At 74.4% G+C, this 12,108-nt stretch carries 11 protein-coding genes; 8 read left to right on the top strand and 3 right to left on the bottom strand.

Going from position 1 to position 12,108, the window contains the following annotated elements; all coding sequences use genetic code 11:
• Window positions 1–72 precede the first annotated feature (72 nt).
• Entirely contained in the window at window positions 73–546 is a 474-nt protein-coding gene (locus AC1RNL_RS03990; protein WP_128189615.1) for an SRPBCC domain-containing protein, read from the bottom strand.
• An 88-nt stretch (window positions 547–634) separates the two neighbouring features.
• Here AC1RNL_RS03990 and leuS point away from each other — a divergent pair, with 88 nt between their 5' ends.
• The 4 genes from leuS (at window position 635) to holA (ending at window position 7,269) form a co-directional block, all read left to right on the top strand.
• Window positions 635–3,217 carry a leucine--tRNA ligase gene (leuS, locus tag AC1RNL_RS03995; protein ID WP_492934515.1) on the top strand — a complete coding sequence of 861 codons (2,583 nt, stop codon included), beginning with the start codon at window positions 635–637 and terminating at the stop codon, window positions 3,215–3,217.
• A gap of 235 nt (window positions 3,218–3,452) precedes the next feature.
• The gene (locus AC1RNL_RS04000; RefSeq protein ID WP_146356385.1) at window positions 3,453–4,031 is read left to right on the top strand and encodes a ComEA family DNA-binding protein; all 579 of its coding nucleotides are present in this window, start codon (window positions 3,453–3,455) and stop codon (window positions 4,029–4,031) included.
• Window positions 4,032–4,047: 16 nt separating this feature from the next.
• Window positions 4,048–6,270, top strand: coding sequence for a ComEC/Rec2 family competence protein (locus tag AC1RNL_RS04005; protein ID WP_492934516.1), 2,223 nt, complete (start codon window positions 4,048–4,050; stop codon window positions 6,268–6,270).
• A gap of 9 nt (window positions 6,271–6,279) precedes the next feature.
• The gene (gene holA, locus AC1RNL_RS04010; protein ID WP_492934517.1) at window positions 6,280–7,269 is read left to right on the top strand and encodes a DNA polymerase III subunit delta; all 990 of its coding nucleotides are present in this window, start codon (window positions 6,280–6,282) and stop codon (window positions 7,267–7,269) included.
• A 6-nt stretch (window positions 7,270–7,275) separates the two neighbouring features.
• On the opposite strand, the gene AC1RNL_RS04015 is transcribed toward holA, so the two are convergent.
• Complete coding sequence (locus tag AC1RNL_RS04015; RefSeq protein WP_310124820.1) at window positions 7,276–7,860, bottom strand: helix-turn-helix domain-containing protein; 585 nt, start codon at window positions 7,858–7,860, stop codon at window positions 7,276–7,278.
• Between the two features lie 97 nt (window positions 7,861–7,957).
• Here AC1RNL_RS04015 and speB point away from each other — a divergent pair, with 97 nt between their 5' ends.
• Genes speB through AC1RNL_RS04035 form a run of 4 tightly spaced genes read left to right on the top strand, consistent with a single transcriptional unit; the run spans window position 7,958 to window position 11,397 of the window.
• Window positions 7,958–8,941, top strand: a complete 984-nt coding sequence (gene speB, locus AC1RNL_RS04020) for an agmatinase (protein WP_128189609.1) — start codon at window positions 7,958–7,960, stop codon at window positions 8,939–8,941.
• Complete coding sequence (locus AC1RNL_RS04025; protein ID WP_128189608.1) at window positions 8,928–9,317, top strand: nuclear transport factor 2 family protein; 390 nt, start codon at window positions 8,928–8,930, stop codon at window positions 9,315–9,317. The genes speB and AC1RNL_RS04025 overlap by 14 nt, the downstream gene beginning before the upstream one ends.
• A 30-nt stretch (window positions 9,318–9,347) precedes the next feature.
• Entirely contained in the window at window positions 9,348–10,721 is a 1,374-nt protein-coding gene (locus AC1RNL_RS04030) for a purine-cytosine permease family protein (protein WP_492934518.1), read from the top strand.
• Window positions 10,711–11,397 carry a cyclase family protein gene (locus tag AC1RNL_RS04035; protein WP_492934519.1) on the top strand — a complete coding sequence of 229 codons (687 nt, stop codon included), beginning with the start codon at window positions 10,711–10,713 and terminating at the stop codon, window positions 11,395–11,397. The genes AC1RNL_RS04030 and AC1RNL_RS04035 overlap by 11 nt, the downstream gene beginning before the upstream one ends.
• Window positions 11,398–11,772: 375 nt before the next feature.
• On the opposite strand, the gene rpsT is transcribed toward AC1RNL_RS04035, so the two are convergent.
• Window positions 11,773–12,033 carry a 30S ribosomal protein S20 gene (gene rpsT / locus AC1RNL_RS04040; protein ID WP_128188623.1) on the bottom strand — a complete coding sequence of 87 codons (261 nt, stop codon included), beginning with the start codon at window positions 12,031–12,033 and terminating at the stop codon, window positions 11,773–11,775.
• Between the last annotated feature and the right edge of the window lie 75 nt (window positions 12,034–12,108).

Genomic DNA, 12,108 nt, shown 5'->3' on the forward strand with positions numbered 1-12,108 from the left:
GTTGCAGGTGACGCTACGCCTCGCGACACCGAAGCGCAACCGTTGGGTTGCGCACGTGCGGCAGGGCCGGGCTCAGGCGGCGCGGAGCGACTCGGCGAGGTCGACCAGCTCGTCGAGCTCGACCGTCCAGCCGGCGGCGAGCGCGCGCAGCGCCTCGCGGCGCGTCGCGTCGTCGCCCTCGAGCGGGAAGCCGTGCTCGACGAGGTGCACCTGCGTCGAGCCGTCGACGTCGCGCAGGGTGATCTCGACCGTCGACGCCCGCTCGGAGAGGATGCCCTCGGCCCAGTCGAAGACGAAGCGCGACTCGGGGTCGAGCTCCTGCACGCGCGCGGCGAGCACCACCTCGCCCGACCACGCGAAGCGGCCGGTCGCGCCGGCCACGACGCCGTCGGGGAAGGCGGCGATGTCGCCGAGCCAGCGGGCGAGCAGCTCGGGCTCGGTGAGGCAGCGCCAGACGGCGCTGCGCGGCGCGTCGACGGCGACGATGCGGGTGACGCGCGCTCCGGGCACGTCGACGGTCGCGGGCGGGTTCTCGAACTCCGGCACCGACGACCTCCCTCCGAGGCTCGCTGCCCCGCTCGCGCTCGATTGTGTCACGAGGTGCCCGGCACGGGTCGCCGTAGACTCGGAGGATGTGCGGCCGCAACCGGCCGACGCCACCCAGGAGCCTTCAGTGACCGACGAGACCTACGACTTCGCCCGCATCCAGCAGCGTTGGCTGCCCGTGTGGGATCGCCTGCGCCCCTTCGCGACCGACGACGAGACCGACGCCCGGCCGCGCAAGTACGTGCTCGACATGTTCCCGTACCCCTCCGGCGACCTGCACATGGGCCATGCCGAGTCGTACGCCTACGGCGACGTGCTCGCGCGCTACTGGCGCCAGCAGGGCTTCAACGTGCTGCACCCGATCGGCTGGGACTCCTTCGGCCTGCCGGCCGAGAACGCGGCGATCAAGCGAGGCGTCGACCCCAAGGCCTGGACCGAGTCGAACATCGAGCAGCACAAGCGCTCGATGCGGCAGTACGCGACGGCGTTCGACTGGGACCGCATCCTGCACACCTCCGACCCGGCCTACTACAAGTGGAACCAGTGGCTGTTCCTCGAGCTGTACAAGGCGGGCCTCGCGTACCGCAAGCCGTCGAACGTCAACTGGTGCCCGAAGGACCAGACGGTGCTCGCGAACGAGCAGGTCATCGACGGCCGCTGCGAGCGCTGCGACACCCCGGTCGTGAAGAAGAAGCTCACGCAGTGGTACTTCAAGATCACCGACTACGCCGACCGGCTGCTCGACGACCTCAACCAGCTCGAGGGCCGCTGGCCCGAGAAGGTGCTGCGCATGCAGCGCAACTGGATCGGCCGCTCCGAGGGCGCCGAGGTCGAGTTCGAGATCGAGGGCCACCACTCGCGCGTGCCGGTCTTCACGACCCGGCCCGACACCCTCTACGGCGCCACGTTCATGGTGGTCGCCCCCGACTCCGACCTCGCCGCCGAGCTCGTCGCGGGCGCCCCGGCGGAGGTGCGGATGCGGTTCCAGGCCTACCTGGACGACGTCGGCCGCATGACCGAGATCGACCGCCAGAGCACCGAGCGCGTGAAGACGGGCGTCGACCTGCAGCGCTTCGCCATCCACCCGCTCACGGGGGAGCGGCTGCCCGTGTGGGCCGCCGACTACGTGCTCGCCGACTACGGCCACGGCGCCGTGATGGCCGTACCCGCGCACGACCAGCGCGACCTCGACTTCGCCCGCGTGTTCGACTTGCCCGTCAAGGTCGTGGTCGACACGAACGCGCCGGTCACGGGCGTCATGCCGGCGATCCCGCTCGACGAGCACGGCAACGCCGTGCTGCCCGACGACCTGCCCGCGCTCGACCCGAAGACCACCGGCGAGGCGCTCACCGGCGACGGCCGCATGATCAACTCGGGCGAGCTCGACGGCATGTCGAAGCAGCACGCGATCGGCCGCATGGTGCAGCTGCTCGAGGCGAAGGGCGTCGGCCGCGCCGCGAAGTCGTTCCGGCTGCGCGACTGGCTCGTGAGCCGGCAGCGCTACTGGGGCACGCCCATCCCCATCGTCCACACGGCCGACGGGCAGGAGGTGCCGGTGCCGCTCGAGCAGCTGCCCGTGACGCTGCCCGACTCGGCGGGCCTCGACCTGTCGCCGAAGGGCACGAGCCCGCTCGGCGCCGCCGACGACTGGGTGAACGTGCCGTCGCCGATCGACGGCAGCCCGGCGCGCCGCGACCCCGACACGATGGACACGTTCGTCGACTCCTCCTGGTACTACCTGCGGTTCCTGAGCCCGAACGACGACACCCAGGCCTTCGACCCGCGGCAGGTCGAGCGCTGGGCGCCCGTCGACCGCTACGTGGGCGGCGTCGAGCACGCCATCCTGCACCTGCTGTACGCGCGCTTCATCACGAAGGTGCTGTTCGACCTCGGCCACGTGCCGTTCACCGAGCCGTTCGAGTCGCTGCTCAACCAGGGCATGGTGATCCTCGACGGCGCGAAGATGTCGAAGTCGAAGGGCAACCTCGTCACGCTCTCGGAGGAGCTCGAGCAGTTCGGCGTCGACGCCATCCGCCTGTCGATGAGCTTCGCCGGTCCCCCCGAGGACGACATCGACTGGAAGGACGTCAGCCCCACCGGCGCGCAGAAGTTCCTCGCGCGCGCCTGGCGACTGTCGAAGGAGCCGCTCGCGCGGGCCGGCACCGACCCGAAGCCGGGCGACCGCGCGCTGCGGCGCGAGACGCACCGGTTCCTCGCGGATGCGCCGGGCCTCATCGAGAGCCTGAAGTTCAACGTCGTCGTCGCGCGCCTCATGGAGCTGACGAACGCCACCCGCAAGGCGGTCGACTCCGGCCCCGGCGCCGCCGACTCGGCGGTGCGCGAGGCGGTCGAGACGATCGCGCTCGGCCTGTCGCTCTTCGCGCCGTACACGGCCGAGGACATGTGGGCGAACCTCGGCTTCGAGCCGTCGATCGCGAACGCCGGCTGGCGCAAGGCCGACCGCTCGCTGCTCGTGGAGCAGTCGGTGACCGCCGTCGTGCAGGTGAACGGCAAGGTGCGCGACCGCGTCGACGTGCCCGCCGACATCGCCGACGCCGACCTCGAGCGCACTGCGCGCGAGCTGCCGGGCGTCGTGCGCTCGATCGGCGACGCCGAGGTGCGCCACGTCGTCGTGCGAGCCCCGCGCCTCGTGAACTTCGTGATCGGCTAGCAGCGCGGTCCGCTGGTCGAGCCGCGCGGCGCAGCCGCGCGAGTCGAGACCACCCACCCCGCCTCCGCTGGTCGAGCCGCGCGGCGCTTGCTCCGCTGGTCGAGCCGCGCGGCGCTTCCTCCGTTGGTCGAGCCGCGCGGCGCAGCCGCGCGAGTCGAGACCACCCACCCCGCCTCGTCCACAGCCTCCCGCCCCGCCCGCACTCGCCGGCGGGGCGCGGCCGTACCGTGCCCGGATGGCCAGTGGGGATGGGCGGCTCGCGGATGCGCGCTGGCGGCTGGGCGCAGGGGCCGCCGTGCTGCTCGTGCTCGGCGCCGTCGCGGGCGGCGTCGCGCAGCGGATGGTCGTCGACGCGCAGCCGGCCGCGATCGTGCCCGCGCCGGTCGCGACGGCATCCGCTGAGCTCGTCGTCGACGTGCAGGGCGCGGTGGCGGAGCCCGGCGTCTACCGCCTGCCGGCGGGCGCCCGCGTGCTCGACGCCGTCGCCCGCGCCGGCGGCACGGTCGACGGGGCCGCGCCCGGCGCGCTCAACCTCGCGCGAGCGGTGGTGGACGGCGAGCAGCTGGTGGTGCCGACCGCCGAGGAGCAGGCGGCGCTCGCCTCGGCCGCGCCGGAGGAGGGCGGGCTCGTCTCGCTCAACCGCGCCGACCAGTCGGCGCTGGAGACCCTGCCGAGGGTGGGGCCGTCGCTCGCGACCGCGATCGTCGCGCACCGCGACGAGCACGGCCCCTTCACCGACGTCGCGCAGCTCGACGACGTGCCGGGCATCGGGCCGGCGCTGCTCGCGACCCTCACGCCGCTCGTGACGCTGTGAACGCGAGCCCGGGCTGATGCGCGACCTGCGGCTCGCGCTCCCGGTCGCGATCGCGTGGGCGGTGCTGGCGGCGCTCAGCCCGCACGCGGCGGCGGTCGGCCCGGCGGCGGTCATCTGCGCGCTCGTGGCCGGCGCGTGCCTGCTCGGCGCGCGCGGCGCATCCGCACGCCGTCCCGACGGCCGCGTCGCAGCGGCGCTCCGCAGCGCGGGTGTCGGGGCGGCGCTCGCGGTGCCGCTGCTCGCCGGCGCCGACGCGGCGGCCGCGGCCGCGCTCGACGAGTGCGACGCCCTGTCGCTGCTGGTGCTCGGCGAGGCGGCGCCCGCCGAGGTGCTCGCCACCGGGTGCGACGGCGGCGGCATCGTGCGCAGCGCCGTGCTGCTGCGCACCGAGGCGCCGCTGCGGATCGGCGCGACCGCGACCGGCGGCTGCGAGGCGTGGCTCGACGGCATCCGCTGGCTCATCACGTGCGAGCGGCTCGAGGTCGCGGAGCCGCCGCCGTGGGCGTCGTGGGCGGGAGCGCTGCGCGACGGCCTGCTCGGCGCCTCGGCGCAGCTGCCCGGCATGGGCGGCGAGCTGCTGCCGGGGCTCGCGATCGGCGACGAGCGGCGCGTGGGCCCCGTTCTGCGCACCGCCATGCTCGACGCGGGGCTCAGCCACCTCACCGCCGTCTCGGGCGCCAACTGCGTCATCGTCGTGGGTGCGGCGTTCCAGGCCGCCGCTGCGGCCGGCGCGCGCCGCCCGGTGCGGGTCGCCGTCGCGGGCGCTGCGCTCGCGGGGTTCGTCGTGCTCGTGACGCCCGAGCCGTCCGTGGTGCGGGCCGGCACGATGGCGGCGATCGCGCTCGTCGGCATCGTCACCGGACGCCGCACGGGCGCCATCGCGCTCCTGGCGCTCGCGGTGCTCGTGGTGCTCGCCGCGCAGCCGCACCTCGCGACGAGCGCGGGCTTCGCGCTCTCGGTGCTCGCCACCTGCGGGCTCATCGTGCACGCCCGCCCGATCGCCGCCTGGCTCGCGCGCGTCGTGCCCATGCCGCTCGCCGCGCTCATCGCCGTGCCCGCCGCGGCGCAGCTGTGGTGCCTGCCGGTGCTCGTCGGCCTCGACGCGCGCGTGAGCGTCGTCTCGATGCTCGCCAACCTGCTCGCAGGCCCCGCGGCGCCGATCGTCACGGTGGTCGGCCTCGCCGCGTGCCTCGCCGCACCGCTCGCGCCGGCGGTGGCGACGGGGCTCGCGTGGATCGCGTGGCTGCCGGCGGCGTGGATCGCGCAGGTCGCGATGGTCGCGCAGCAGCTCCCGGCCGCGCAGACGCCCTGGCCGGCCGCGCCCTGGGGCGTGGCCGCCGCATCCGCCATGCTCGCGCTCGTCGTCGCCGCGCACGCGCGCGGCAGGCTCGGGCGCGGCATCGCGGCGGCGCTCGTCGTCGCGCTCGTCGCCGGCTCGACCGCGGCGTGGCCCGCCGTGCGGCTCGGCGCGCTCGCCGACTGGCGCATCGCGCAGTGCGACGTGGGGCAGGGGAGCGCCACGGTCGTGCGGCACGGCGGCGCGGTCGTGCTCGTCGACGCGGGCCAGGAGCCGGCGCGCATCGACGGGTGCCTTCGGATGCTCGGCGTGCAGCGGATCGACCTGCTCGTGCTCACGCACTTCGACGCCGACCACGCCGGCGGGGCGCCCGCGCTCGTGGGCCGCGTGGGGCTGCTCGTGCACGGGCCGGTCGACGATCGCGCCGCCCCGCTCGTCGCCGAGCTCGCGGCGGCGGGCGCCGCGACGCAGGAGGCGCGCCGCGGCGACGCCTGGCAGGCGGGGGAGGTACGGGTGGATGCGCTGTGGCCGGTGGGCGAGCTGGAGCCCGGCAACGACGCGAGCGTCGCCGTCGCCATCGACCTGCCGGGCGAGGGCCTCGAGCTCGTCGTGCTGGGCGACCTCGGCGCCGAGACGCAGTCGCGGCTGCTGCGTGCTGGGGTGCCGCCGGCCGCCGTCGTGGTCGTCGCGCACCACGGCTCTGCCGATCAGCTGCCGGCGCTCTACCGCCGACTGGGCGCCGCCGTGGGGCTCGTCGGGGTGGGCGAGAACGAGTACGGCCACCCGACGGATGCGGCGCTCGCGATCGTGCGGAACGCGGGCGGCGTCGTGCTCCGCACCGACGAGCTCGGCACCGTCGCGCTGTCGGTCGGCGACGAGCAGGCCGGCGAGGTGCCCGGCGAGGTGCGCGTCTGGTCGGAGCGCGTGGGCGCCCCGCCGTAGGCTGAGGGCATGGCGGCGAGCATCCCGAAGATCGGCTGGGAGCAGATCTCTCCCGCGCCGGTCGTGCTGGTCTTCGGCAGGGAGTCGTACCTCGCGGGCCGCGCCCTGCAGCGGCTGCGCGCGCTGCTGCTGCTCGAGGATCCCGAGCTCGAGGTGCACGACGTCGACGCCGGCCAGTACAGCGACGGCGCGCTCGAGCTCATCGCGAGCCCCTCGCTGTTCGACGAGCCGCGCCTCATCCGCGTCGAGAACGGCGTCAAGGCGACCGACGCGTTCATCGCCGACGCCCTGCGCTACCTGGCCGCGCCCGTCGACGGCACGACCCTCGTCATCCGCCACGACGGCTCGACCGTGCGCGGCAAGAAGATGCTCGACGCCATCCGCTCCACGCCGGGCGCGATCGAGGTGGTGTGCCAGCCGCTGAAGCGCGACGAGCTCGTGCCGTTCGTGCGGGCAGAGCTGCGCCTGCTCGAGCGCGACGCGACGCCCGGGGCGATCGCCGCGCTCGTCGACGCGTTCGCGTCCGACATCGCCGAGCTCGCGAACGCCGTGCGCCAGGTGGCGCAGGACACCGACGGCACCGTCACCGAGCAGGTCGTGCGCACCTACTACGCCGGCCGGGTCGAGACGACGGCGTTCGCCGTGGTCGACGCCGTGATCGCCGGCGATGTCGCGCGCGCCCTCGTCACGCTGCGGCAGGCGATCGCCACGGGCGCCGACCCGGTGCCGATCGTCGCCGCCTTCGCCATGCGCTACCGGCAGCTCGCGAAGGTCTCGGGCGCCGGCGGCGGCGACGGGCAGGCGGCGCGGCAGCTCGGCATGCAGGACTGGCAGGTGCGCAACGCCCGCCGCGACCTCCGCGGCCTCTCCGACGCGCTGCTGTGCGACGCGATCGAGGCGATCGCGCACGCCGACGCCGCGGTCAAGGGCGCCGAGCGCGACCCGCAGCACGCGGTCGAGCGCCTCGTGCGGCAGCTCGCGATCCGCCAGGCGGCCTGAGCGCCGCTACGCGGATCCGCTCCAGGGCGCCGGCACGAGCACCCAGATCGCGACCGCGGGGCGGTCCTCCTCGACGCGCCACGTGTGCGGCTCGCGGCCGGGCAGCGTGAGTGCGTCGCCCGCGCGCACGACGACCGTGCGGTCGGCGAAGCGCACCGACAGCGTGCCCTCGACGACGTGGAGCACCTCGACGTCGCAGCTGATCGTGTAGAGCTCGCTGCCGCCGTGCGCGTCGGGCTCGAGCTCCGACCGCAGCACCTGCACGCGCTCCTGGCTGCGGGGGGAGAGCATCCGCTCGTCCGCCCCGAACCCGCCGAGGTTGATCCTGGGCGCATCGGCGTAGGAGATCAGCTGCACGTCGGGCTCGGCGAAGAGCGCGCCGACGGGCAGCGACAGCACCTGGCACAGCTGCACGAGGGTCGAGACGCTCGGGGAGGTCTCGTCGCGCTCGAGCCGGCTGAGGAAGCCCTTCGAGAGGCCGGTGCTCGTCGCGACCTGGCTGAGCGACATGCCCTGCGAGGTGCGGACCGCCCGCAGCTTCGCGCCGATGGCGAGCGCGGTCTCGTCGGCCGACGGGTGGATCGCGCGCATGCTGCTCCTGCCTCGCCGGCCGTCCGCTTGACGCGGTCGGGGCCCCGGCGTACCGTGTGGTCAATCGTTGCGCCCAGAGTATCGAAAGTTGTCTAGTATGCAACCCTCTCCGAACGCCGCCCAGAGCCCGCGCGGACCGGTCGACGCGAGCGCAGTGCCGCGCTTCGCAGGCATCGCGACCTTCGCCCGCCTGCCGCGCCTCGACGAGGTGGGGCGCGCCGACATCGCCGTCGCGGGCGTGCCGTTCGACAGCGGCGTGAGCTACCGCCCGGGCGCGCGCTTCGGCCCCGCGCACGTGCGCGAGGCGTCGCGGCTGCTGCGGCCGTACAACCCGGCGCAGGACGTGTTCCCCTTCGCCTCGCAGCAGGTCGCCGACGCGGGCGACCTCGTCGCGAACCCCTTCGACATCGCCGCGGCGGTCGCCGAGATCGAGGCCGGCGCGCGCGAGCTGCGCCGGCACGCCGACCGCCTCGTCGTCATCGGCGGCGACCACACGATCGCGCTGCCGCTGCTGCGCGCGGTGCACGCCGAGCACGGCCCCGTCGCGGTGCTGCACTTCGACGCGCACCTCGACACCTGGGACACGTACTTCGGGGCGCCCGTCACGCACGGCACCCCGTTCCGCCGCGCCTCCGAGGAGGGGCTCATCGACCTGACGGCGAGCATGCACGTCGGCACCCGCGGGCCGCTCTACGACAAGGGCGACCTCGAGGACGACGAGCGCCTCGGCTTCGCGGTCGTGACGAGCGAGTTCGTCGAGGAGCACGGCGCGGGGGCCGCGATCGAGCGGATCCGAGGCAGGGTGGGCGACGCGCCGCTCTACATCTCGATCGACATCGACGTGCTCGACCCGGCGCACGCGCCCGGGACCGGCACGCCCGAGGCGGGCGGGCTCACGAGCCGCGAGCTGCTGCGCATGCTGCGGGCGCTCGCCGACCTCCGGATCGTCGGCGCCGACGTCGTCGAGGTCGCTCCCGCCTACGACCACGCGCAGCTCACGGCCGTCGCCGCGAGCCACGTCGTCTACGAGCTGCTGAGCGCGATGGCGCCCCGCGAGGGAGCGTCCCGTGCGCACGCCTGATCGCGCCGAGGTCGAGGCGGCGGCCGACGCCATCGTCGAGGCGTTCGCCGCCACCGACGGGCCGCGCTACTTCGCCGCCTTCGCCGCCGACGCATCCTTCGTCTTCCACACCGAGCCGGCCAGGCTCGACGACCGTGCCGCGTACGAGCGCCTCTGGCAGGAGTGGGTCGACGGCGGCTGGCGCGTGGTCGCGTGCAGCTCGAGCGACCGCCTCGTGCAGCCGCTGCCGGGCGCCGCGGTCTTCACCCACACCGTCGACACGACCGTCGAGACGGGCGAGGGCCGCGAGTCGTACCGCGAGCGCGAGTCGATCGTCTTCGCCGTCGACGGCGACCGCCTGGTCGCCGTGCACGAGCACCTCTCGCCGCTCGGCTGAGACCCACCGACCCACCGCTGAAGGAGACCGATGTCGCTCTACTCCCGCCTCGAACGCCGACTGCAGGCGAACGCCGACGACGCAGGGCCGGTGCGCGGCACCTACGGCTCCGGGCGCATGCTCATGATCTGGCTCGCCGCCAACCTCGTCGTGACCACGCTGCTCACGGGCACGCTGTTCGTCCCCGACGTGCCGTACGGCCTCGTGCTCGGCCTCATCGTGGGCGGCACGGTGCTCGGCGCCGCCGTGCTCGTGCTGGTCGGCGCGATCGGCACCCGCACGGGCCTGCCGACCATGGCGCTCACCCGCGGGCCGTTCGGCATCCGCGGCAGCCTGCTGCCGCTCGCCGCCAACGTCGTGATCCTCATGGGGTGGAGCTGGGTGCAGGCGATGCTCGCCGGCATCTCGCTCGACTACATCGTCGCCTCCGTCACCGGCTTCTCGAGCCCGGTCATCTTCGCGGTGCTCTGCCAGACGATCGTGGTCGTGCTCGCGATCTTCGGCCACGCGGGCGTCGCCCGCGTCGAGCCGTGGTTCGCCGCCGTCATCCTCGCGATCGCCGCCTACGTCTTCGTCGTCGCCTTCTCGTCGTTCTCGCCGGCAGAGTTCGCCGCGATCCCCGGCACGGCCGAGCCGTTCTACACGCCCGGCCTGGTCTTCGACGTCGTGCTCGCGACCGCCATCTCGTGGACGGTGCTCTCGGCCGACTTCAACCGCTTCGCGCGCACGACGCGCGGCGGCGCGATCGGCTCGGGCATCGGCTACACGCTGTCGACGGTGACGGCGATGACGCTCGGCGCCACCGCGATCGGCTACGTCGTGCTGAGCGGCGGCGAGGCCGTGCCGTTCGACCCGGTGACCGTGATCGACCCGTTCGGCGCGATCTTCGCCGTCGCGATCTTCCTGTCGGTGATGGCGACGAACACGATGGTCGTCTACGGCATGGTGACGTCGGTCGTGAACGCGATCCCGGGCCGGCGCATCCCGTTCCTCGCGACCGCGCTCGTGCTCGGCGTCATCTCGATCATCGGCGCGACGTTCTTCGGGCTCCTCGAGCAGTTCACGACCTTCCTCGTGCTCATCAGCGCGCTCTTCGCGCCCGTGTTCGCGATCATGATCGTCGACTACTACCTGCTGCGGCGCCGCTCCTACGACGCCGACATCCTCCGCCCGAGCGGCGGCCGCTACTGGTACCGCGGCGGCGTCAACTGGCTCGCGATCGGCAGCTGGGCGGTCGGCGCGACCCTCGCCTACGTGTGGGCGTACGTCTGGCCGCTGCCGATCGGCGCGACCGTGCCGGCCTTCGCCGTCACCTTCCTGCTCTACCTCTTCGTCTCGCTGCCCGGGCGCTCGAAGGGCGGGGCGCCGGCGCCGCACCTCGCCGAGACGGCGGATGCGCGCTGACCCGGCGGGCGCGCCGGCGTCGCGCGCGCAGGCGAGCGGCCTGATCGACCTCAGCCACCCGATCGAGCAGGGCATGCCCGTCTACCCGGGCGATCCCGAGGTGCGGATCGCGCCGGCCCTGACGCTCGCAGCCGACGGCGTCGACGTGGCGCGGCTCGAGCTCGGCTCGCACACCGGCACGCACGTCGACGCGCCCTCCCACACCGTGCCGGGCGGGCGGACGATGGCGCACGTGGCGCTCGACGAGCTCGTCGGCGACGCGATCGTGCTGCGCGTGCAGGGCGCCGGCGACGGCGAGCGCATCGACCTGCAGCGGCTGGAGGCCGCGGCGCCGCTGCCGGAGCGCCTCCCGCCGATCGTGCTGCTCGACACCGGCTGGGCGCGGTGGTTCGGCGATGCGCGGCGCCTCCGGCACCCGTCGCTCGCGGCGGAGGCCGCGGCCGAGCTGCTGCGCCGGGGCATGCGCGTGCTCGCCGTCGACACCCTGAGTCCCGACCCGACGGGGGAGGCGGATGCGTCGTTCCCGGTCCACGAGGCCGTGCTCGGCGCCGATGGCCTCATCGTCGAGAACGTGCGAGGCCTCGAGCTCGTGCCCGACCGCGTGCGCGTCGGCTTCTTCCCGCTGCGGCTCGCCGGCGACGGCGCCCCCGTGCGCGCGGTCGCCTTCCCCGCCTGACGCCTCCAGCGCATCCGACTGGCGCCTCCGGCGGTCGAGTGGCGTCGTGCGCGATCGAGTGGCGCCGTGCGCGATCGAGTGGCGCCGTGTGCGATCGAGTGGCGCCGTGCGCGATCGAGTGGCGCCCGCTGCACCGCGCGCTCCAAGGCGCCACTCGATCGCCGGAGCCGCCACTCGCTCTCCAGAGGCGCCACTCGACGACGCGGGACGCCACTCGATCGCCGAGGGCGCCACCCGATGTCACGGGGCGCCACTCGATCGCCGGAGACGCCACTCGGCGGGTGGGGGATGCGCCGGCGTGGGTGGCGCGGGCGCCGGCACGCACGACGAAGGGGGCCCCGTCCGGGACCCCCTTCGTCGTGCGTGCGGCTCAGCTCAGAGCGACGCGACCTGCTTCGCGATGGCCGACTTGCGGTTCGCGGCCTGGTTGCGGTGGATGACGCCCTTCGAGACCGCCTTGTCGAGCTTGCGGTTCGCCGCGGCGACCTTGACCTGCGCGGCCTCCTTGTCGCCGGCGGCGATGGCCTTGCGGGCCTCGCGCACAGCGGTCTTGAGCTCGCTCTTGACGGCGCGGTTGCGGAGGGTCGCCTTCTCGTTGGTGAGGATGCGCTTGATCTGCGACTTGATGTTCGCCATGGTGTCCTGTCCTGGTTCGAAGCGTGGTTGGCGGCGGCTCGTGCTCGTCAGAGCCCCGCCGCGACCCGACCCCGC

This window comes from Agrococcus sp. GW821-FHT14H11 (assembly GCF_058803545.1).

What these genes read in the sequence shown, in the direction of transcription:
- AC1RNL_RS04000 (WP_146356385.1), top strand. Translation starts at nt 3,453, where the DNA reads ATGGCCAGTGGGGATGGGCGGCTCGCGGATGCGCGCTGGCGGCTGGGC.
- AC1RNL_RS04005 (WP_492934516.1), top strand. Translation starts at nt 4,048, where the DNA reads ATGCGCGACCTGCGGCTCGCGCTCCCGGTCGCGATCGCGTGGGCGGTG.
- holA (WP_492934517.1), top strand. Translation starts at nt 6,280, where the DNA reads ATGGCGGCGAGCATCCCGAAGATCGGCTGGGAGCAGATCTCTCCCGCG.
- AC1RNL_RS04015 (WP_310124820.1), bottom strand. Translation starts at nt 7,860, where the DNA reads ATGCGCGCGATCCACCCGTCGGCCGACGAGACCGCGCTCGCCATCGGC.
- speB (WP_128189609.1), top strand. Translation starts at nt 7,958, where the DNA reads ATGCAACCCTCTCCGAACGCCGCCCAGAGCCCGCGCGGACCGGTCGAC.
- AC1RNL_RS04030 (WP_492934518.1), top strand. Translation starts at nt 9,348, where the DNA reads ATGTCGCTCTACTCCCGCCTCGAACGCCGACTGCAGGCGAACGCCGAC.
- AC1RNL_RS04035 (WP_492934519.1), top strand. Translation starts at nt 10,711, where the DNA reads ATGCGCGCTGACCCGGCGGGCGCGCCGGCGTCGCGCGCGCAGGCGAGC.
- rpsT (WP_128188623.1), bottom strand. Translation starts at nt 12,033, where the DNA reads ATGGCGAACATCAAGTCGCAGATCAAGCGCATCCTCACCAACGAGAAG.